Source organism: Neorhizobium sp. LMR1-1-1.1 (genome assembly GCF_040675795.1).
Classification (GTDB): Bacteria; Pseudomonadota; Alphaproteobacteria; order Rhizobiales; family Rhizobiaceae; genus Neorhizobium; species Neorhizobium cellulosilyticum.
Window position 1 is genome coordinate 187,109 of record NZ_JBEGHE010000047.1, and the last position, 19,980, is coordinate 207,088.

The 19,980-nt window shown below is 59.4% G+C and carries 16 protein-coding genes and 1 other annotated feature; of the genes, 8 read left to right on the forward strand and 8 right to left on the reverse strand.

The features are described 5' to 3' along the window. Positions 1-2: 2 nt before the first annotated feature. Positions 3-1,523, forward strand: a complete 1,521-nt coding sequence (gene ppx, locus MRBLMR1_RS24155; protein ID WP_500066701.1) for an exopolyphosphatase — start codon at positions 3-5, stop codon at positions 1,521-1,523. A gap of 51 nt (positions 1,524-1,574) precedes the next feature. Here ppx and MRBLMR1_RS24160 read toward each other — a convergent pair whose 3' ends face one another. Then, complete coding sequence (locus MRBLMR1_RS24160; protein WP_148145359.1) at positions 1,575-2,018, reverse strand: SRPBCC family protein; 444 nt, start codon at positions 2,016-2,018, stop codon at positions 1,575-1,577. Between the two features lie 305 nt (positions 2,019-2,323). On the opposite strand from MRBLMR1_RS24160, the gene MRBLMR1_RS24165 reads away from it, so the two are divergent. After that, a complete protein-coding gene (locus MRBLMR1_RS24165; protein WP_500066703.1) occupies positions 2,324-3,268 on the forward strand; it encodes an EamA family transporter in 945 nt (314 codons plus the stop codon). A 60-nt stretch (positions 3,269-3,328) separates the two neighbouring features. Here the strand turns inward: MRBLMR1_RS24165 and MRBLMR1_RS24170 are convergent, their stop codons facing one another. Further along, positions 3,329-4,687, reverse strand: a complete 1,359-nt coding sequence (locus MRBLMR1_RS24170) for an esterase-like activity of phytase family protein (RefSeq protein ID WP_500066705.1) — start codon at positions 4,685-4,687, stop codon at positions 3,329-3,331. Positions 4,688-4,818: 131 nt separating this feature from the next. Next, entirely contained in the window at positions 4,819-5,712 is an 894-nt protein-coding gene (locus tag MRBLMR1_RS24175) for an AraC family transcriptional regulator (RefSeq protein WP_500066707.1), read from the reverse strand. Between MRBLMR1_RS24175 and MRBLMR1_RS24180 the strand changes: the two genes are divergently transcribed. Next, entirely contained in the window at positions 5,711-6,118 is a 408-nt protein-coding gene (locus MRBLMR1_RS24180) for a DUF2000 family protein (RefSeq protein ID WP_148145355.1), read from the forward strand. The two genes, MRBLMR1_RS24175 and MRBLMR1_RS24180, sit on opposite strands and share 2 nt — an antisense overlap. Before the next feature lie 26 nt (positions 6,119-6,144). Here MRBLMR1_RS24180 and rnd read toward each other — a convergent pair whose 3' ends face one another. The 4 genes from rnd to MRBLMR1_RS24200 all read right to left on the reverse strand — a co-directional run bounded on the left by rnd (position 6,145) and on the right by MRBLMR1_RS24200 (position 9,695). Beyond that, complete coding sequence (gene rnd, locus MRBLMR1_RS24185; RefSeq protein WP_500066710.1) at positions 6,145-7,290, reverse strand: ribonuclease D; 1,146 nt, start codon at positions 7,288-7,290, stop codon at positions 6,145-6,147. Between the two features lie 80 nt (positions 7,291-7,370). Then, positions 7,371-8,609, reverse strand: a complete 1,239-nt coding sequence (locus MRBLMR1_RS24190) for an MFS transporter (protein ID WP_183827174.1) — start codon at positions 8,607-8,609, stop codon at positions 7,371-7,373. A 211-nt stretch (positions 8,610-8,820) separates the two neighbouring features. Continuing rightward, on the reverse strand, positions 8,821-9,279 hold the full coding sequence (locus MRBLMR1_RS24195; protein WP_500066712.1) for a DUF411 domain-containing protein: 459 nt from the start codon (positions 9,277-9,279) through the stop codon (positions 8,821-8,823). Between the two features lie 44 nt (positions 9,280-9,323). Next, a complete protein-coding gene (locus MRBLMR1_RS24200) occupies positions 9,324-9,695 on the reverse strand; it encodes a hypothetical protein (protein ID WP_148145352.1) in 372 nt (123 codons plus the stop codon). Positions 9,696-9,941: 246 nt separating this feature from the next. Here MRBLMR1_RS24200 and aspS point away from each other — a divergent pair, with 246 nt between their 5' ends. The 4 genes from aspS to MRBLMR1_RS24220 all read left to right on the forward strand — a co-directional run bounded on the left by aspS (position 9,942) and on the right by MRBLMR1_RS24220 (position 16,253). Then, a complete protein-coding gene (aspS, locus tag MRBLMR1_RS24205) occupies positions 9,942-11,732 on the forward strand; it encodes an aspartate--tRNA ligase (protein WP_148145351.1) in 1,791 nt (596 codons plus the stop codon). Positions 11,733-11,930: 198 nt separating this feature from the next. Further along, positions 11,931-14,036, forward strand: coding sequence for a methyl-accepting chemotaxis protein (locus MRBLMR1_RS24210; protein WP_500066715.1), 2,106 nt, complete (start codon positions 11,931-11,933; stop codon positions 14,034-14,036). A gap of 173 nt (positions 14,037-14,209) precedes the next feature. Next, positions 14,210-14,530: a DUF1236 domain-containing protein gene (locus MRBLMR1_RS24215; protein WP_148145350.1), complete on the forward strand. Its 321-nt coding sequence runs from the start codon at positions 14,210-14,212 to the stop codon at positions 14,528-14,530. 116 nt (positions 14,531-14,646) lie between these two features. Continuing rightward, positions 14,647-14,704: a sequence feature (sul1 is cis-regulatory element that is thought to sense ions involved in sulfur or methionine metabolism; They are found in Alphaproteobacteria), on the forward strand. Positions 14,705-14,771: 67 nt separating this feature from the next. Further along, on the forward strand, positions 14,772-16,253 hold the full coding sequence (locus MRBLMR1_RS24220; protein WP_500066717.1) for a SulP family inorganic anion transporter: 1,482 nt from the start codon (positions 14,772-14,774) through the stop codon (positions 16,251-16,253). A 54-nt stretch (positions 16,254-16,307) separates the two neighbouring features. Here MRBLMR1_RS24220 and MRBLMR1_RS24225 read toward each other — a convergent pair whose 3' ends face one another. After that, positions 16,308-17,498, reverse strand: coding sequence for an aq_1923 C-terminal domain (locus MRBLMR1_RS24225; protein WP_500066719.1), 1,191 nt, complete (start codon positions 17,496-17,498; stop codon positions 16,308-16,310). Between the two features lie 193 nt (positions 17,499-17,691). Between MRBLMR1_RS24225 and parC the strand changes: the two genes are divergently transcribed. Further along, complete coding sequence (gene parC, locus MRBLMR1_RS24230) at positions 17,692-19,947, forward strand: DNA topoisomerase IV subunit A (protein WP_500066721.1); 2,256 nt, start codon at positions 17,692-17,694, stop codon at positions 19,945-19,947. The last annotated feature ends 33 nt before the right edge of the window (positions 19,948-19,980 follow it).

Sequence of the window (19,980 nt, forward strand, 5' to 3'; positions counted from 1 at the left end):
GTATGGTAAGTTCTGAAGCTCAGGGGCGGCTCCCGGGCATCGCCCCCGTTTCCGTTATAGATATCGGATCCAACTCCGTTCGTCTGGTTGTCTACGAGGGTTTGACTCGGGCTCCGACGGTCCTTTTCAACGAGAAGGTTCTGTGCGGGTTGGGCAAAGGCCTTGGCGCGAATGGTCGCATGGATGACGAGGGCGTCGAGCGCGCCCTAGTTGCGTTAAAGCGCTTCAAGGCGCTTTCCGACCAGGCGCGTGCCGCGGATATCTATGTTCTGGCGACCGCGGCAGCGCGTGAAGCGAGTAACGGTCCTGATTTCATCCGCAATGCCGAAGAGATTCTCGGACAGGAAATCCAGGTTCTCTCCGGCGAGGAAGAGGCCAAGTATTCTGCGCTTGGTGTCATCAGCGGTTTCCACGATGTGGATGGCATTGCCGGCGACCTCGGCGGCGGATCGCTTGAGCTCATCGATATCAGGGGCCATGAATTCGGCCGTGGAATTACCCTGCCGCTTGGTGGCCTGAGACTGTCGGAATCCTCCGGAAACTCTCTCGCCAAGGCGCGCAGTTTCGCTCGCAAGCAGGTCAATACCGCCCGTTTTCTTGAAAAGGGCGAAGGCCGGACCTTCTACGCCGTTGGCGGTACATGGCGTAACATCGCCAAGCTCCACATGGAGATGACCAATTATCCGCTGCACATGATGCAGGGCTACGAACTGTCGCTCGAGGATATGCAGAAATTCCTCGACGAGGTGATCGCAGCCAAGGACTCGAAGGAAGGCGCATGGCAGGCGGTTTCCAAGAACCGTCGCTCGCTTCTCCCCTATGGCGCGATCGCCATGCAGGAAGTGCTGAGCGTCATGAAGCCTGCAAAGATTACGTTTTCCGCGCAGGGCGTTCGCGAAGGGTATCTTTATTCCCGTCTGCCGGACAGTGAACGCGACGCTGATCCGCTTTTGGTTGCTGCCGACCAGCTCGCGATCCTGCGTGCCCGCTCGCCGGAACACGCACGTGAACTTGCCGACTGGACCGGCCGCATGGTTCCCTTTTTCGGTGTCAGCGAGACGGAAGAGGAAGGCCGCTATCGGCGGGCCGCCTGCCTCGTGGCCGATATCAGCTGGCGCGCTCATCCGGATTATCGCGGTGCGCAGGCGATGAACGTCATTGCCCATTCATCCTTCGTCGGCATCACTCATCCGGGCCGCGCCTATCTGGCTCTCGCCAACTATTACCGCTTTGAAGGCGTCGGCGATAATGGCGATACGGGTGCATTGGCGACGATTGCGACGCCGCGCCTGCTGGACCTTGCCAAGCTGTTGGGTGGGTTGCTGCGCGTGGTCTACCTGTTCTCGGCATCCATGCCGGGCCTCGTCCACCACCTGACCTTCCGCCAATCGGCAACGCCGGATCTCGATCTCGAGTTTGTTGTTCCACACGAATATGCCAATTTTGCCGGCGAGCGTCTGGACGGACGCCTCCAGCAACTGGCGAAGCTGACCGGCAAGCGGCTGGCTTTCAAGTTCGAATAATAAAGGCGAGGTCGGCGAGATATCTGTCGCCAACCTCGTTTGCAGCCGGGATCACTCTTCGATATTCGGCTCCACCAGCCTTGCAAGATTGCGCAGGCATTCCTGCCAGCCGAGGTAACAGGCTTCCGCCGGGATGATGTCTGGCACACCCGCCTGGGTGATATCGAGGTCCGTTCCGACCGAGACCTTTTTCAACAGGATGGTCACCTGCATCTCGCCCGGCAGGTTAGGGTCTTCGAACCTGTCCGTGTAACGGATGCGCTCGCCGGGAACGAGTTCATGAAACTCGCCCCCGAAGAAGTGGCTCTGGCCGGTAGTGAAGTTGCGGAAGGACATTCGGAATGTGCCGCCGACTTTTGCATCGAGGTGATGGACGGTGCAGGTAAAGCCGTTCGGCGGAAACCATTTGGTCAGCGCATCAGCCTCGATGAAGGCCCGATAGACCTTTTCCGGGCTGGTTGCCAGGACGCGGTGTAATTTGATCGTGCTTGGCATGCTCGTTTCCTCCTGTTTTGCCGGATCGATGCCCGAAGGACGCACGGGAAGGACGGATTGCGACAGTCAATTCGTCCCGCAGCCAAAAAAGGTATCGGAACGACATGTGATGATAGGCGGCGGCAGAGAGGAGACAACATGCACGGCATCGGTGAGTAGTGGACGATCTCGGAAAACGTCGCCGCGGATGACGGCGATATGCCTAGTGCAGCGGCAAATTGGCCGGGATCGGCAATTCCATTTTCTTGAATTAACCAAAGGGTGCATTGATTTTCGGCCACTATGCTTTTTCAAAGGTTGAGGGAATGTTTCAGCGGTCTGCGGCCAAGGGGGTGATTTTATCATTCGGCAGCCTTGTTCTTTTGGGCATCATGCCGGTCATTTCGAATAGTCGCCCTGTCGCCATCGATGCGCTGACTTTTGCCTTCGCCCTGTCGCTCTGGCAAACGATCTTCGCGGCGCCTGTTTTAGCGCTTGAAAGAAGAAGCGGACAAAAGGGTATTTTCGGCGCAAGCATGCCGCCGCGTGAGGCAAGGCGTGTCGCTGTCGTCGGCCTGATCACGGGCATGATGTTCGGGCTCTCCACCTATCTTTACGTGCTTGGTACCGAAAAGGCCGGTGCCGCTAATGCTGCCATAGCGCTGCAGGCCTACCCGCTTTTTGCAATCCTCGTTGAAACGATCTTCCTCGGCCGCCGCAAAAACATGCTTGAACTGGGCCTGACATCGGCGCTGTGCATCGCCCTCTATTATATCGCCACCGCGGGCACATTCCGGATGGCGGGGATATCCTACTGGTTTCTGCTGTCGCTTGGCGTGCCGTTTCTGTGGAGCATCGCGCATGTTTTGATCAAGGAGGAACTGGGACGAACACCGATAACGCCAGCACAGGTAACCTTTTTCCGGGTCGCCATTTCAACAGTTTTCCTGGCCCTGATCCTCATCCCGGCAAACACCGTGCCCGGAATGGGCAATCTTGTGGGGGCACTGTTCCAGCCGATCTCGATCCTGATGGGACTGGTCTATTACCTGGAGCTGATGATCTGGTTCTACGCCGTACGCCATATCGACGTGTCGCTGGCAAGCTCGATCACCACCCCGTGGCCGGCTCTGACAATGGCTGTCGCCTTTGTCGTTCTGGGGGACCGGATCGAAGTCTATCAGATTGCGGCATTCGTCGTCGTGGTGATCTGCGTTTACGGCTTGAGCTGGGCTGGTATTGCGAAGCAGAAGATGGTGATCCAGGATTGACGAACGGCGAAAGGCGCCCGGTTTGACCGGACGCCTTTGCAATCAGTGTGTCGAACGCCGTCACTTTGCAGACAGGAATTCACCGACTTCCAGCAGGCTGAACTCGTTGTCGTCGGCTTTGTCGACTGCACGGCCGGCAGAGAAGGGCAGGTTGTTGTCATTGCCGATGACGATATGCGTGGCGTCGACCTGATCGACATTCTCGATCGTCACGAAGGGCATGTCATAGATGCCGGCCTTGCCGCCCGCAACCTTCTTCTTGTTGTCCGGATCCTGGATATTCAGCAGGTCGATATAGCCGATCTTGCGGACGGCCTTGCCGACATTGGCATCGTTGAACTCGATCTTGTAGACGCGCTTCAATTCGGCCGGGGCATCGAAGCAATCCGGCTTCGGCTGTTTCGGATCGGCGCAGGCCTTGTCCTTCGAGCCAGCGCCGTTGTCGCGCTCGATGACGAGAGCAGTCGTTGCGTCGAGCATGTTGAAGTCGCCGATCGCAACGCCCTTTTCCGCCAGCGGATAGAGCCAGGAACGGCCGGTCCAGTTCTTCGAGGCGATATCGAATTCGATGACGCGAAGCGCGGTGCGGCCATCGACCTGTTCGACCTTGCCGTCTTCGAGGAAGAGCGGGCCTTCCAGCAGGCCGTAAAGCTTGGAGCCGTCCTTCGACATTGCCATGCCTTCATAACCGCCAGAACGCTTCAGGTTGAAGACCGGCATCTTGGCGGCCGGATTGGCCGGCATGGAAAGCGTCGGATTGTCAGGAGATTTCACCGGCTTGCCATCGACAACTGTGGCGATAACGTCGGTCAGCTGGCCGAGCGCATCGACCTTGATCAGGTAGGGGCCGAATTCCTCGCCGAGCCAGAAACCGTCGGCAACCGGCTGGATCGACTCGATGTCGAAATCGGCGCCCGTAAGGTAACGCTTCTCGGAGCCTTCCATGACGATCGGGAAGGGAGCAATCTTGTTCGGGTCGGACAGGAAGATATTCTTGACGACGTCCACCTTGTTGGCGGCCCAGTCGAACTTTACCTGATGCAGGAAGAGCATGGCGTCGGAAGAGTTGGCCTTGGAGCCGAAGCCGTTGTCTGACAGTGTCCAGAATGTGCCATCAGCCATTGCCTTGATGCCGGAAAAGCCTTGGATCGGCTGGCCATCGAGCGGCAGCTTCACATCGGTAACACGAGCGCCGTCCTTGCCGTCAACCGTGCCGAGTTTCTCGACGCGCTTGCCCGCTGTCGTAAACTTGCCGGAGGTCTTCAGAAACGCAGGTGCATCTGACGGAGCAGTCGTCATCGTGTTGGCGGGCAGGATCGCCTGGCCGGCGAGCTTGGCCGGAAACTCCTTGTCGTCCGCGAAGGCGGAGCCGGCAAGCAGAGCCGCCATGGCAACGGAAGTGATAAAGGTTTTGGTCATGAAACACCTGATCGTTTCGCATTAAACATGCGAGCGTCGATAGAATGCGCGCGTGACGGGCAGGTGATGATGTGATGAAGATTTGATGACTGGAGTTCTTGACGGGTCAAATCGCCGTAGATTTCACGCGATTATCGCGATCCGGTGCGTAATTCGTTCCAGCGGCCCGGCGTCATGCCGAAGGCCTTGCGGAAGTGCCGGGTAAAATGCGCCTGATCGGAAAATCCCGCGGCGGCTGCTGTTTCGGCAAGCCCGGTACCGATCGACATCAGCCTTTTGGCCTGTTCCAGTCGGCGCATGACGAGATAGCGGTGCGGGCTGGTGCCGAGCAGCCGGCGGAACTGCCGAGCCAGTTCGTAGCGGTCGATGCCGGTAATTGCCTCCAGATCCTCCGAACGCACCGCCTCGCTGCAGCGATCCTCAATGAAATCGCGGGCGGAGAGGACCGCAATCCGAGCCGTAGCAGTCACTCCCTTGCGGGGTATGCTTGCCTGTTGCGTGAGACCGGTAGCGATCCGCATCACCGCGTCGTCGAGCGCGAGGTCATCCGGTTCATGATCCAGATCGCCAAGAATATCGGCGAGCGCTTGCCAGAGGCCGGCATCCGCGACGACGGGATTTCCGACGAAAGGCAGGGCGCTTCGATGCCCGCCAACGGCCCCGATCAGTTCGGGCGGCAGATAGATCATCCGGTAGATCAGCCCGTCATCGGTACCGGCCGCACCGTCGTGCACTTCGTCGGGATGCAGTACGATGACATTGCCCGGATTGCTGAAACGTTCCGCGCCACGATAACGAAAAGTCTGCACGCCATGAAGCGTCAGTCCCAGCGCATAAGTATCGTGGCGGTGTGGTGAAAAGCCGTTTCCGTGAAAGCGCGCCTCGATACGTTCGACGCCCCGGCTCGGCGTGGCAACGCGCATGCCGTCGCGAAATTGCCCTTTGCACGAACGTTCAAGACCGCCTGCACCGGCAGCCGCTAAGTGTTCTGCTCTTTCGATACCCCGAATGGAGTTTTCCTGCATGTTCGATACCAAGATCGCGATTGTTGTCCGCGAGGACCTTGCCACTTGGCAGAAGCTTAACGTTACCGCATTTTTGACAAGCGGCATTATCGCTCAGTCACCGGCGATCATTGGCGAAGCATACCGGGACATGGTGGATAATGTCTATAATCCGCTATCGATCCAGCCGATTGTTGTGCTTGGCTCCGATCAGGAGACGCTGCGTGTAATCCACAAGCGCTCTCTGGAGCGCGAAGTCATCACATCAGCCTACATCGAAGAGATGTTCGCGACCGGTCACGATGCTGCCAATCGCGAGGTCTTCTCGCGGTTTGGCCCTGACGATGCCAAGCTGGTCGGCATCGCGCTGAGAGCGGAAAGGAAGCTGGTCGACAAGATCACCAAGGGAGCGAAGATGCATCCCTGATGGCGGGAGTGTCCAAGCGTCAGAGCTTAAAGCTCGACCGCCTCGACCTTCTTGTCGACGAAGCGCAGCGCCACGCCGCCTTCGATCAGCTTCAGCGCGGTATCGCCGAAAAGTTCTTTCCGCCAGCCTGAGAGAGCGGCCACGTTGGCATTCTCGCCTTCGGAAGCGATCTTTTCGAGATCATCCGTATTGGCGATGACCTTCGCTGCCACTCCCTGCTTGTCGGAGATGAGCTTGAGCAAAACCTTGAGCAGTTCGACAGCGGCGGCCGTGCCTTCGGGCACGTGGGTGTGCTTGGGCGGATGCGGCATCTCGGCCTTCGGTAATGCGAGCGCGGCATTGACCGCTTCGACGATGGCGGTTCCCGATGCCGAGCGCTCCCAGCCCTTGGGGATGGTGCGCAGGCGTCCGAGGGCTTCGTTATCCTTCGGCTGTTGCTGGGCGATTTCGTAGATCGCATCGTCCTTCAAGACGCGTGAACGCGGCACATTGCGACTGCGGGCTTCCCGCTCGCGCCATGCGGCGACGAATTTCAGGATGGCAAGTTCGGTCGGCTTGCGCAGGCGGGCTTTAAGCCGCTGCCATGCGTCGTCCGGGTGCAGGTCATAGGTGGACGGGTTTTCGAGGATCGCCATTTCCTCGGTCAGCCACAAGGCACGGCCTTCTCGATCCAACTGTTCTTTCAGGAACAGATAGACGTCCCTGAGATGGGTGACGTCGGCCAGCGCATAATCGAGCTGCTTCTCCGAAAGCGGCCGGCGGCTCCAGTCGGTGAAGCGGGATGACTTGTCGATATGGACGTTCTTGATGCGGCTGACGAGCTGGTCATAGGAGACGCTGTCGCCGAAACCGCAGACCATGGCTGCCACCTGCGTATCGAAGATCGGATGCGGCACCAGCTTGCCGAGGTGATGGACGATTTCGATATCCTGCCGTGCGGCATGGAAAACCTTCACCACCGCGGAGTTCGCCATCAGCTCGAAGAAGGGCGCAAGATCAAGCCCTTTTGCCAGCGGATCGACGAGAACCTCCAGGTCCGGGCTTGCCATCTGGATGAGGCAGAGTTCCGGCCAGAACGTCGTTTCCCTCAGAAACTCCGTGTCGATGGTGATGAAATCCGATTGCGCCAGCTTGGCGCAGGCGTCTTGAAGAGCTGCGGTTGTTTCGATCATTGGTCCGTTCACGTGCGGTGTTCAACCTTCCTTTCCCTTTGAGCCGCGCATGTCAAGACCGGGAGAGGCTCGCTAAGGCGTTAGTCCCTGTCATCTTTTTCAGGCGGTGCCGCCAGCCGGTTGAAATAGGCGGATGTGCGCAAAAGGGCGCGGAAGCGGGAATGCCGTTCCGATGGCGGCACGGGCGGCCTTACCCCCATGCGCATGATGGTGAAGATCAGAAAACCGGCAAAGATGAAGGACGTATAGGCAAAGAATGCGCGTGGGCCGAGATACTGGAGTAGCGTCGCGGCCAGCAGCGGGCCGACGATCGCGCCGACCGACCAGAAGAACAGCAGACCGGCGGCAACCAGCGCATATTGTCCCGGCTTGGCGTGGTCGTTTCCATGTGCCGAACACAGCGAGTAGAGCGGCATGGAAAATGCGCCGAAAAGGAATACGGCAATGATATTGGCCGTCTCGTTCGTGCCTGCACCAAAGGAGAGATAACCGCCGGTCAGGATCGAGCCGATCGTTGCCCAGACAATGACGCGCCGCCTGTCCAGCTTGTCGGAATAAAGCCCGAGCGGATATTGCAGCACCACGCCGCCGATGATGCCGGCGCTCATGAAGGTAGCGATCGAGGTGATATCCATGCCGATCTCATGCGCATAGACCGGCCCGATATTGCGGAAGGCGGCCATGGAGAGGCCGACGGCGACAACGCCGACGACGGCAAGCGGTGAGATCTGCCAGACGGCCTTTAGATCGAATGCCACGGCATCCGGCGGTGCGGGGCTGGATTTGTCGGCGACCGAAATCGGCACCAGCGACAAGGTCATGGCGATCGAGATGATGGCGAAGAGCGCCTGTCCTTCTATGCCGACTGTCGGGATGAGATATTGGGCGAAAGTGACCGAGCCGAGATCGACGAAACGGTAGATCGACAGCGTTCTCGCCCTGTTTTCATTGGTGACCTTTGCGTTGATCCAGCTTTCGACCGTGGCAAACAGGCTGGCGACCGCTATGCCGATCAGGAAGCGCAGGAATGCCCATGCGACGGGATCGATCACCTGCGCCATGACAATCGAACAGGAGGCCCCGATTGCGGCCATCGCGGCAAATGTGCGGATATGGCCGATCGATCGCAGCAGTCGCGAAACGTAGATGCAGCCGACGGCGAAACCGACGCTGTATCCGGCACCGATCATACCGATTACCGTGGGGGAAAAACCCTCGGCTGTGCCGCGCAGCGCGATATAGGTGCCCTGAAGCCCGTTTCCGCCGATCAGGATGCCTGCGGTGACGAGAAGGGGCACGAGGGGGCGTATATGGGACATGGGGGAATCTTTGCGCGGGGGTGTCGCAAAAGCTGTAGCGTGCTGCGCATGGAAACGACAGACTGGAAATGGCTAAAGCAGGCCGTGTGATGCGAAAACTTCGCCGCCTCGGAAAACGTGGTTTGGAAATATTGAATGCCACCCGCTCTTGGCATTTGTACAGCAAGCAGGAGCGGATGGCGGACGCCGGGGGATCAGGGCGCGAAGGCGGTTATTCCGGCCGGATTTCCATATAGACTGACTGGCTGCCATCCTTGCTGAACGCAATCACGTCATAGGCTGCCGATGGATCCTCGCCCATTCCCAACGAGCCGCTCGGCATGCCGGGAACGGCGATGCCGGAAATGTCGGGACGCTCGGCCAGCACACGATTGACGGCTTCGAGCGGCACATGGCCCTCGAACACATAGCCGTCCGCTACGGCCGTATGGCAGCTCCAGGCGTCCTCCGGCACTTTGTAGCCGGCCTTCAATGCGTCCATATCCTCGACATTTTCCATGCGAAGCACGATGCCGGATGCGGTGAGCGCCTCGGCCCATGCTTCGCAGCAGCCGCAATAGGGGCTTTCATAGACCACCATCTCGGCGGCCATGGCACCGGTGGCCATGAATGATGCAGCACTCATCAATGCGAAGGCGAGCGATCTCGCCGCAAATGTCTGTCTGTTCACGATAATCTCCTTGGATCGGCGAACGAATATTTCGGTTCGGGCGGTCACGCCGCCAGTGAGTGGCCGATCGGAGATTTGGGGGGAGGCGAGGCGGGCTCTTCACGCAACGAGGATGGTGCTACGTCGTCCGGCAGTGGGTAAGCCGATGAACGAGATGGCTGTATAGCTAACGGGCAATCTGGGAGGATGGCGGCAGTGACCGATTGCACCTGGCATGATGCAAGCGCGCATCCTGCCTTCGAGCACTGTGTCTCGATCTGGCGGCCGTCCACCGGCGTCTGCCCGCGATGCAGGGCGATTTCGACATGGCTGACATGAATATGGCCCGGTGCCGGCTGTGAATCATAAGCGACCGGCCCTCGCGCCAGAAACAGCGCGGCCAGAAGCATGAGTATCACCCGAACAAACTTGACCATGGGGCCATATTCGCACCCCTCGCTTGCACAATGAAGAGGGGATGAAGGGACATAAGCACGCAGCCCGTGGGCGGCCTGAAGGTTGGCGGATACCGACTATCATGTGCTAAGCGGTCCTGCCGAGCCATTGCAACCTTGACAAATCGGAGCACACATGCGCTTTTCGCGCCGATTTTCCATGCGATCGGCGGCCGTGCCTTGCACGCCGAAAAAGCCGTTCCCAAGCATCAGTCCAGGATTGAAGTTATGCATCGTTACCGCAGCCACACCTGTGCAGCCCTCCGCAAGTCGGATGTCGGCTCCAATGTCCGCATTTCCGGCTGGGTCCATCGTGTGCGAGATCATGGCGGCGTTCTCTTCGTCGACCTTCGCGACCATTATGGCATGACCCAGGTCGTCTGCGACCCGGACAGCCCGGCCTTCAAGACGGCTGAAGTCGTGCGCGGCGAGTGGGTCATCCGTATCGACGGCACCGTCAAGGCTCGTTCGGAAGACACCGTCAACAAGAACATGGCGACGGGCGAGATCGAACTCTACGCCAAGGAAATCGAGGTTCTGTCGGCTGCCAAGGAACTGCCGCTGCCGGTCTTCGGTGAGCCGGAATATCCGGAAGACGTGCGCCTGAAGTATCGCTTCCTCGACCTTCGCCGCGAAACGCTGCACAAAAACATCGTCAAGCGCACCCAGATCATCGCCGCCATGCGCCGCGAAATGACGATCGGTGGCTTCACCGAATATTCCACGCCGATCCTGACCGCATCCTCGCCGGAAGGCGCACGCGACTTCCTCGTGCCGTCGCGTATCCACCCCGGCAAGTTCTTCGCCCTGCCGCAGGCGCCGCAGCAGTACAAGCAGTTGATGATGGTTGCCGGTTTCGACCGCTACTTCCAGATTGCACCGTGCTTCCGCGACGAAGACCCGCGTGCTGACCGCCTGCCGGGCGAATTCTACCAGCTCGACCTCGAAATGAGCTTCGTCACCCAGGAAGAAGTCTGGGAAACGATGGAACCGGTCATGCGCGGCATCTTCGAAGAGTTTGCCGAAGGCAAACCGGTCACCAAGGAATTCCCGCGCATCCCGTATGACGTCGCGATCCGCAAATACGGTTCCGACAAGCCGGACCTGCGCAACCCGATCGAGATGGAAGCGGTTACCGAGCATTTCGCCGGTTCCGGCTTCAAGGTCTTCGCCGGCATGATCGCTTCGAACCCGAAGGTTGAAGTCTGGGCAATCCCGGCAAAGACCGGCGGCTCCCGTGCATTCTGCGACCGCATGAACGCCTGGGCGCAGCAGCAGGGCCAGCCAGGCCTCGGCTACATCTTCTGGAAGGAAGAAGAAGGCAAGGTTGTCGGCTCCGGTCCGCTCGCCAAGAACATCGGCGAAGAGCGCACGGCAGCTATTGCGGCACAGCTCGGTCTGGAAGCGGGCGATGCCTGCTTCTTCGTCGCCGGCGAACCGGAGAAGTTCTACAAGTTCGCAGGCGAAGCCCGTAACCGTGCTGCCGACGAACTGGGTCTGGCCAACAAGGACCAGTTCGCGCTGTGCTGGATCGTCGACTTCCCGTTCTTCGAATATAACGAAGAAGACAAGAAGATCGATTTCGCCCACAACCCGTTCTCGATGCCGCAGGGCGGCCTCGAAGCTCTGGAGAACCAGGATCCGTTGACGATCAAGGCCTACCAGTACGACATGGTCTGCAACGGTTTCGAAATCGCCTCGGGCTCGATCCGTAACCAGCTGCCGGAAGTCATGGTCAAGGCCTTCGAAATGGTCGGCCTTTCCCAGCAGGACGTCGAAGATCGTTTTGGTGGCCTCTACCGCGCCTTCCAGTACGGTGCGCCTCCGCATGGCGGCATGGCAGCCGGCGTCGACCGCGTCGTCATGCTCCTGACCGGTGCCAAGAACCTGCGCGAAATCACGCTGTTCCCGATGAACCAGCAGGCACAGGATCTTCTGATGGGCGCTCCCTCGGAAGCCACGCCGACCCAGCTACGCGAACTGGCGATCCGTCCGATCCCGCCAGTGAAGAAAGACTGATTTTCAGTCTTTCGACCCGTCGATTTTCAAGCAAGTTCAACGGCGGCCCTCGGGTCGCCGTTTTGCATAGCTGTGCAATGCGAAGTTGCATTGCTGCATTGCAAAACTGGTTGTGAATTTTAACATTCCCATTGAGGTTTATTTAAACCCTGACAGGCAGTTATCCGGGCATATTCATCTGCCACGGGATTTTTTGACTTGGCCTTTTTCTCTAATCTGCGCATTTCCCATCGTGTGCTGCTGCTCGCCATCCTCGCCTTGGTCGGTATCGTCGCAATCTCGGCAATCTTTCTCGGTCAACGGCAGATCGAGAGGGGATATCGGGCGACAGCGGATGCGCTGACGGAAAGACAGGCGGAAGTTTCGGTGATGTCCGCGGGCGTAAGCGACAGCCTGCTTTGGGAGCAGTATTTCCTGCTGAACAAGGACATCGTGGCTGTAGAGAAGTTTCAGTCGGTGATTGCCGGCGTTCACGCCCGGCTCGACAGACTGAGGTCTTCTGCGACCGGTGAGCTTACTGCCAATCTTGACCGGTTGGGTGAGGGGCTTGCGGCCTATGAGGCCGCCTTTGCGACGCTGGTAAAAGACAATCAGGATCTCGGACTAGACCAGAATAACGGCCTTGAGGGCGCCATGCGCTCCGCCGTGCACTCGATCGAGGAACGCCTTCAGTCTGTCGAGGATGTAGCCATTCGCGCCAGTATGTTGATGATGCGGCGACACGAGAAGGATTTCATCCTGCGTCGAGATGCTGGCTATCTCCAAAAGCATGCAGCAGAGGCGGAGACCTTTACCCTTCTGGTCAAGCAGGCCTTTCGTCCGGGCGCGCAGCGCAGCCGCGTCATGGATGCATTGGAAGTTTATCGGACGGCTTTCAAGCTCTATGCCGATGGCAGCTTGAAGGAAGCAAAGTCGGAAGCTGACGTGTCTGAAGCCTACCGGGCGCTCGAACCGCAGGTCGCAGCCGTCCGAGCATCTTATGAGACGCAGCGGGCTGAAACGCTGACCGAGAACGAGCTGGTTGCGGAACGCAATCTCTTCATCGTCGCAGCACTTCTTCTTGGCGCCATCGCCACTTTGACCGCGGGCGTCTGGCTGATCGGGCGTTCCATTACCGGTCCGGTCGTCGCCATGACGGGAGCCATGCGCAGGCTGGCCGATGGCCAGACGGATATCACCATCCCGGCACTGCACTGTCGCAATGAATTCGGTGCAATGGCTGAGGCACTCGATACCTTCCGTGAGGCTGCGATTGCCAACATGCGGCTTGAGCAGGAGGCCGCGGCGGCGCGTGCAAATGCCGAGGACGAACGCAAGCGCATGCACGAGGAAGCTGAAGCCGAGGCGCGCAGGATATTGCAACAGGCGACACGCGGTCTGGCTGGTGGTCTGCAACGCCTGGCCGAGGGGGATCTTTCGTTCACACTCTCCGAGCCTTTTGCTCCCGATTTCGAAGCGCTGCGCAGCGACCTCAACCAGACCGTGGCACGCCTTGCGGATGTGATGACGGAGATCGCCCATGCGAGCGGCTCGATAGAAGGCGGAAGCCGCGAAATCGCGGGCAGTGCCGATGATCTTTCCCGCCGCACGGAACAGCAGGCGGCTTCGCTTGAGGAAACCGCGGCGGCTCTGGATGAGATCACCGCCAATGTCGGCAATTCGTCGCACCGCTCGCAGGAGGCACATGGCCTTGCAAGCGAGGCGAACAAGGCGGCGGAGCATACGCGGGGCCTCGTCTCGGATGCGCTACAAGCCATGCAGCGTATCGAAGGATCCTCCGCAAGGATTTCCGGTATCATCGGGGTGATCGATGAGATCGCTTTCCAGACCAACCTCTTGGCGCTGAACGCCGGTGTCGAGGCGGCAAGGGCAGGGGATGCAGGTCGCGGCTTCGCAGTCGTGGCGCAGGAGGTGCGGGCACTCGCCAGCCGCTCGGCCGATGCCGCACGCGAGATCAAGCAGCTCATTCAGATTTCGGCGGACGAGGTGAAGGATGGTGTCCGTTCCGTGCGTGATACCGGCGAAGCACTGACCGGAATCAGCAGCCGCATCGAGGCGATCAATGTTCAGGTCGAGGCGATAGCGGTTTCCGCTCGGGAACAGTCGGTTGGGCTGGGGGAGATCAACAGTGCCGTCAATCTGCTCGATCAGGGCACGCAGCAGAACGCGGCGATGGTCGAGGAAAACAATGCTGCCAGTGCGCTTCTGATGACCGAGGCACAGCGGCTGCGCGAACTCGTCGGCATGTTCCGCCTGACGCCCAAGCAGCAAATGGATCGGCGTCTCGACAGCCGCGCCGCCTGACCGTATCCAAGTCTCCGGCGAAGTTCAGACTGTTCGAAATACTCGTTCGGGCAGGAGCGTATGTATTGCTGCAGTTTTGCCATAGTTTCTGCCACAATTAAGGCAGTTAAAAATGCGGAACCATCTCATCCCGACCGTGTTGTTACTGCCAGCAGAAGCAAGGGAGAAACAACATGCGTAAGTTCCTGCTGGCCGTGTCCGCGGCCTCGATGGCTTTTTCCGGTGTGGCTTTCGCCCAAACCACCGTGATCACCCAGGATCCGGTGACCACCAATTCCACGGTCGTGCTGCCCGGTGAAGTCCGTACCTATGTAATGGAACAGCCGATCGAATCCGTGCCTTACGAGGGCGATGTACTGGTAGGGCGGGTATTGCCCGATACGGTCGAAGTTCGCCCGGTTCAGGGCTATGACAATTACGGTTACACCATCGTCAATGAGCGACGTGTGATCGTCGATCCCCAGACCCACACGGTGATCCAGGTTCTCGAGTAAAATCGATAATACCGTTTCAGATTGAACGGAAATCAAAGCCCGGAAGGTTGAAGCCTTCCGGGCTTTGTCATTTTTTGTTGCTGCTTCTCGCAGCCGCGTCTAAACAGCACACACCACAAGGACTCGGGTGAAACTCCCGGGTGGCTCTTCCGGCCGCCGATCCGCCGGACAACGCAAAGCATCAGCCGTTTTCACACCCCGGATATTTCCTGCGGCGATGCGCGAATGTGTGCGATTTTCCATGACAAGTTTGACCAATTACCGCCGCGAGTGGTTTTCCAACATCCGTGGCGATGTCCTTTCCGGCGTCGTCGTCGCTCTGGCCCTTATCCCGGAAGCTGTCGGTTTTTCCGTGATTGCCGGTGTCGACCCGAAGGTCGGTCTCTTCGCTTCCGTAGCGATCGCCTGCACCACCGCCATTACCGGCGGTCGCCCTGCGATGATTTCCGCCGCAACCGCAGCAACGGCCGTCCTTATGGGGCCGCTGGTGAAGGAGCACGGCATCGAATATCTGTTTGCCGCAACGCTCCTGATGGGCGTGCTGCAGATCATCGCCGGCATGCTGAAGCTCGGCCGGTTGATGCGCTTCGTCTCCAAGTCGGTCATGACAGGCTTCGTCAATTCGCTGGCGGTCCTCATCTTCACAGCGCAGCTGCCGCAGCTGATCGGGGTTCCCGCAGTCACCTATCCGCTGATCGCGCTGGCGCTCGCGGTCATCTATCTCTTTCCCTATCTGACCAAGGCCGTGCCATCGCCGCTTGTCGCCATCGTCGTCGTGACGATCGTGACGTTGAGTTTTGGCATCGATGTCCGGACGGTTGCCGATCTCGGCGAAATGCCGACCGCCTTGCCGGTCTTTGCGCTTCCCATGGTGCCGCTGACATTCGAGACGCTGCAGATCATCTTCCCCTATTCGCTGGCGCTTGCTGCGGTCGGATTGCTGGAGTCATTGCTGACCGCGCAGATCGTCGACGATATGACCGATACCGTCAGCAGTAAGAGCCGCGAATGCGTCGGGCAGGGCACGGGCAATATCGTCTCCGGTCTGTTCGGCGGCATGGGGGGCTGCGCAATGATCGGGCAGTCGGTAATCAATGTCTCTTCGGGCGGCCGCGGACGTCTCTCCACCTTCGTTGCCGGTGCCTTCCTGCTGATCCTGCTTCTGGTCCTTGATGATATCCTGCGCATCGTGCCGGTCGCGGCGCTGGTGGCGATCATGATCATGGTGTCGATCGGCACCTTCTCATGGAAGTCGATCGTCGATCTGAAGCGCCATCCCGGTACATCGTCCATCGTCATGCTGGCGACAGTTGCCGTCGTGCTTTTCACCCATGATCTGTCCAAGGGCGTGATCGTCGGCGTGCTGCTGTCGGGCGTGTTTTTCGCCGGCAAGGTGGCGCGTATGTTCAAGGTGTCGTCCAGGCTGGAGGACGCCACGCGTATCTATGAAGTCGAAGGACAGATCTTCTTCGCCTCGACCCACTCCCTGCTTCAGGCCTTCGATTTTGAAGAGAAACTCGAGCGTGTGGCGATCGACGTCAGCCGCGCTCATCTCTGGGATATTTCAGCGGTCGATGCACTCGACCAGATCGTCCTGAAATTCCGCCGCCGGGGTGCCGAGGTCGAGGTGAGGGGAGCCAATGAGGCCAGTGCCAGCATGATCGATCGCTTCGCTCTCCACGACAAGGAACATGCCTCTCTCGCGCCATCTCCGGCGCACTGACGGAAAAAGCCCGGCAGTCACCTGCCGGGCTTTTCGATTTCCGAGGCGATGATATCAGTCGTTCGCCTTCACCGTCACGCCAAGCACCTGCGGCAGTGTGTTCGGGGCGCCCATGCCGGCACCGAGGATCATCGGGAAGGGAACCGGGCTCGGCGGCTGGGCGGTGATCGTCAGGCTGCCGGGGTTGTCCAGGTAGGTGTTGACCGCCTGGCTGAGCGCGTTCTGCAATTCCGGAATGTTGTACTGGGCAAGCACGATCGGTGTCATCGCCTTGATCATCTGGGCGAGCTGGTCGCCGCTCGTGCCCTGCTGCTTGCCGACGACATCCAGTGCCTTTTCGGTAATTCCGTCATCCGCAAAGCTGATCATTGCGCTGTTGAAGGTCAGGCGCTGCATCAGACCGAGCATTGCGAGGTTGGCGGCCTGTTCTGCCTGCTCCTTGTTCGGATTGGCTTCCATCGCACGTGCCGTCTCATTGGCGGAACGAACGAAATCGAGCGTGTAGCCGGAGAGGCTGAATGCCATGTCGAGCCTGCCGATATTGGCGAAGTCGAACGCATATTCCTCGATTGCCAGCGTGCCGGGTTCCAGGTCCCAGCTTCCGGTCATGCTGACCTTGCCGTCGAGCGACGTGATGCCGAGATCGGAGATCGTCTGTTTCGTCGCCGGATCGTCGATCGTGGCGAGATCAGCCTTGATGTCCGCGACCTGCAGATCGAAGCTGATTTTCTTGTCGTCGTCCGAGACGTCGGTGGTCAGCTTTGAGGATCCGATCGATGCGACGCTCTTGCCGTCGACCTTGATCGCCATCGGGCCGGTCGTCGCCTCGTCGTAGAGCAGTACCGAGTCCAAAGAATTGCCGGTCGTGTTCGCCGGCACGGTAACGCCGCTCATGACGATGTCGGAGGCGCTGATCTCGGTCTTGTCCTGTCGCAGGTCGACATTCTCGAATGTCACGGTCTCGATCGTGTAACCGCCGGCATCCTCTTCCACGCCCTCCATCTCGATCGTGCCGAGCGGCAGGCTGCCCTGGCTGGCGCCGGCTTCGAAACGGCTGTTGCGAAGCGTGACGTTGGAACCGTTGACCTCCACGGAACCCGGCACGATGCCTTCGCCCTGCTGCATGTAGAGAGCGCTGTTGAGCTTCTTGACCAGATCGTTTCCATCGAGCGCCAGGGCAGGTGTGCCGAGTGCAATGAGGGTCGTTCCGGCTGCAAGCAGCCTGATTGTGGAAGAATAACGCATGAAAAGCCTCCTGCGGCAGAAAACTGCCCGTGAAATCAATCGCATTTATAGGTCTGGCGGATGAAACGTCCATCGCTTTGTGACGAAGGGCTTGAGCCATTTTTGTGACGCCCTTATCAAAGCGTTAGTTTCTCCACAGGCTGATATCCCCGGCTTTGTTGCTGAAAACCGGGCTTTGAGCTAGTCAAAGCCCATGGGACAGATCGTGAATCCGCCCGGCGACGACGGCGGCGACAATATTTTACCGGTGGACCTCAAGGCAGCGCTCGAAGAGCGCTATCTCGCCTATGCGCTGTCCACCATCATGCACCGCGCGCTGCCGGACGTCCGTGACGGACTGAAGCCGGTCCATCGCCGTATCGTCTATGCGATGAGCGAGATGGGCCTCCGGCCGAACACCGCCTTCCGCAAATGCGCCAAGATCGTCGGCGAAGTGATGGGTAACTATCATCCGCACGGCGACCAGTCGATTTACGACGCGCTGGCGCGCCTGGCGCAGGATTTCTCGCTGCGCTATCCGCTGGTCAACGGCCAGGGCAATTTCGGCAATATCGACGGCGATAGCCCCGCCGCCATGCGTTACACCGAAAGCAAGATGACGTCGGTGGCCGAACTCATGCTGGAAGGGATCGATCAGGACGCCGTCGATTTCCGCGACACCTATGACGAAAGCAATTCGGAGCCGACGGTTCTTCCAGGCGCTTTTCCGAACCTGCTCGCCAATGGCGCAACCGGGATCGCTGTCGGCATGGCGACGTCCATCCCGCCGCATAACGCCCACGAGCTTTGCGACGCGGCGCTCCACCTGATCCGGCATCCGGATGCGACGGTCGAGAAGCTGGTCGATTTCGTCCCCGGTCCGGACCTGCCGACCGGCGGCATCATCATCGACAGCCGTGAATCGATCATCGAGAGCTACAAGACCGGCCGCGGCGGTTTCCGTGTCCGCGCCAAGTGGGAAGTGGAAGATCTCGGCCGCGGCGGCTACCAGATCGTCGTCACCGAAATTCCCTATCAGGTGCAGAAGTCGCGTCTGATCGAAAAGATCGCCGAACTGCTGATCGCCCGCAAGCTGCCGCTGCTCGACGATATCCGCGATGAATCAGCCGAAGACGTGCGCATCGTCATCGTGCCGAAGAGCCGTACCGTTGATGCGACGCTCCTGATGGAATCGATGTTCAAGCTGACCGAGCTTGAAAGCCGCATTCCGCTCAACATGAACGTTCTGTCGATGGGCCGCGTGCCCAAGGTCATGGCGCTGAACGAGGTGCTGATCGAATGGCTGGCGCATCGCAAGGACGTGCTCGTTCGCCGCTCGCGTCATCGTCTGGCCGCGATCGACCGGCGTTTGGAGATCTTGGGCGGCTTGCTGATCGCCTATCTCAACATCGACGAAGTGATCCGCATCATCCGCGAAGAGGATGAGCCGAAGCCGGTCATGGTCGAGCGCTGGTCTCTGACCGATCTCCAGGTGGAATCGATCCTCAACATGCGGCTGCGCAATTTGCGCAAGCTCGAGGAATTCGAGATCCGCACCGAGAACGACAAGCTCACCAAGGAAAAGGCAGACATCGAGGCACTGCTCGCATCCGACGACAAGCAGTGGCGAATGATCGAGGTCGAGATCCAGGACGTCAAGAAGACCTATGCCAAGGCGACCGAACTCGGCCGCCGCCGCACCCAGTTTGCCGAAGCGCCGGAAGCCGACATCGAAGCCATCCAGCAGGCGATGATCGAGAAGGAGCCGATCACCGTCATCATCTCGCAGAAGGGCTGGATCAGGGCGCTCAAGGGGCATGTGGCCGATACGTCGGGTCTCACCTTCAAGGAAGGTGACGGACCGAAGATCGCGTTTACGGCCCAGACGACTGACAAGCTTCTGCTCGTCACGACCGGCGGCAAGGCCTACACGCTTGGTGGCGACAAGCTGCCCGGCGGCCGCGGCCATGGCGAGCCGATCCGCATCATTGTCGACATGGAAAACGATCAGGACATCCTGACCGCCTTTGTCCACGATGCAAGCCGCAAGATGATCATCGCCTCGACGTCGGGTTATGGCTTCGTCGTTGCCGAAAACGAGATGGTCGCCAATACCCGCAAGGGCAAGCAGGTGATGAATGTTGGCATGCCCGACGAGACGAAGCTCGTGGTGCCGGTTTCTGGCGATCATGTCGCAATCGTGGGTGAGAACCGCAAGATGGTGGTCTTCCCGCTGGAGCAGCTGCCGGAAATGACCCGCGGCAAGGGCGTGCGCCTGCAGCGCTACAAGGATGGCGGCGTTTCCGACATCAAATGCTTTGCCATGGACGCCGGTCTTTCCTGGGAAGATAGCGCCGGCCGCGCGTTCAATCGCACGAAGGACGAGCTGCTCGAATGGATGGGTGATCGCGCTTCGGCCGGACGTACCGTTCCAAAGGGTTTTCCACGCAGCGGAAAATTTGCTGGCTGATGTGAACCCACTGAAATCTGGCGCCGTTCATCA

Excerpts from the sequence above, each read along its gene's own strand:
- parC (WP_500066721.1), top strand. The coding sequence starts at position 17,692 with ATGGGACAGATCGTGAATCCGCCCGGCGACGACGGCGGCGACAATATT.
- MRBLMR1_RS24200 (WP_148145352.1), bottom strand. The coding sequence starts at position 9,695 with ATGGTCAAGTTTGTTCGGGTGATACTCATGCTTCTGGCCGCGCTGTTT.
- MRBLMR1_RS24190 (WP_183827174.1), bottom strand. The coding sequence starts at position 8,609 with ATGTCCCATATACGCCCCCTCGTGCCCCTTCTCGTCACCGCAGGCATC.
- MRBLMR1_RS24170 (WP_500066705.1), bottom strand. The coding sequence starts at position 4,687 with ATGACCAAAACCTTTATCACTTCCGTTGCCATGGCGGCTCTGCTTGCC.
- MRBLMR1_RS24215 (WP_148145350.1), top strand. The coding sequence starts at position 14,210 with ATGCGTAAGTTCCTGCTGGCCGTGTCCGCGGCCTCGATGGCTTTTTCC.
- MRBLMR1_RS24160 (WP_148145359.1), bottom strand. The coding sequence starts at position 2,018 with ATGCCAAGCACGATCAAATTACACCGCGTCCTGGCAACCAGCCCGGAA.
- rnd (WP_500066710.1), bottom strand. The coding sequence starts at position 7,290 with ATGATCGAAACAACCGCAGCTCTTCAAGACGCCTGCGCCAAGCTGGCG.
- ppx (WP_500066701.1), top strand. The coding sequence starts at position 3 with ATGGTAAGTTCTGAAGCTCAGGGGCGGCTCCCGGGCATCGCCCCCGTT.
- MRBLMR1_RS24225 (WP_500066719.1), bottom strand. The coding sequence starts at position 17,498 with ATGCGTTATTCTTCCACAATCAGGCTGCTTGCAGCCGGAACGACCCTC.
- MRBLMR1_RS24180 (WP_148145355.1), top strand. The coding sequence starts at position 5,711 with ATGTTCGATACCAAGATCGCGATTGTTGTCCGCGAGGACCTTGCCACT.
- MRBLMR1_RS24175 (WP_500066707.1), bottom strand. The coding sequence starts at position 5,712 with ATGCAGGAAAACTCCATTCGGGGTATCGAAAGAGCAGAACACTTAGCG.
- aspS (WP_148145351.1), top strand. The coding sequence starts at position 9,942 with ATGCATCGTTACCGCAGCCACACCTGTGCAGCCCTCCGCAAGTCGGAT.
- MRBLMR1_RS24220 (WP_500066717.1), top strand. The coding sequence starts at position 14,772 with ATGACAAGTTTGACCAATTACCGCCGCGAGTGGTTTTCCAACATCCGT.
- MRBLMR1_RS24165 (WP_500066703.1), top strand. The coding sequence starts at position 2,324 with ATGTTTCAGCGGTCTGCGGCCAAGGGGGTGATTTTATCATTCGGCAGC.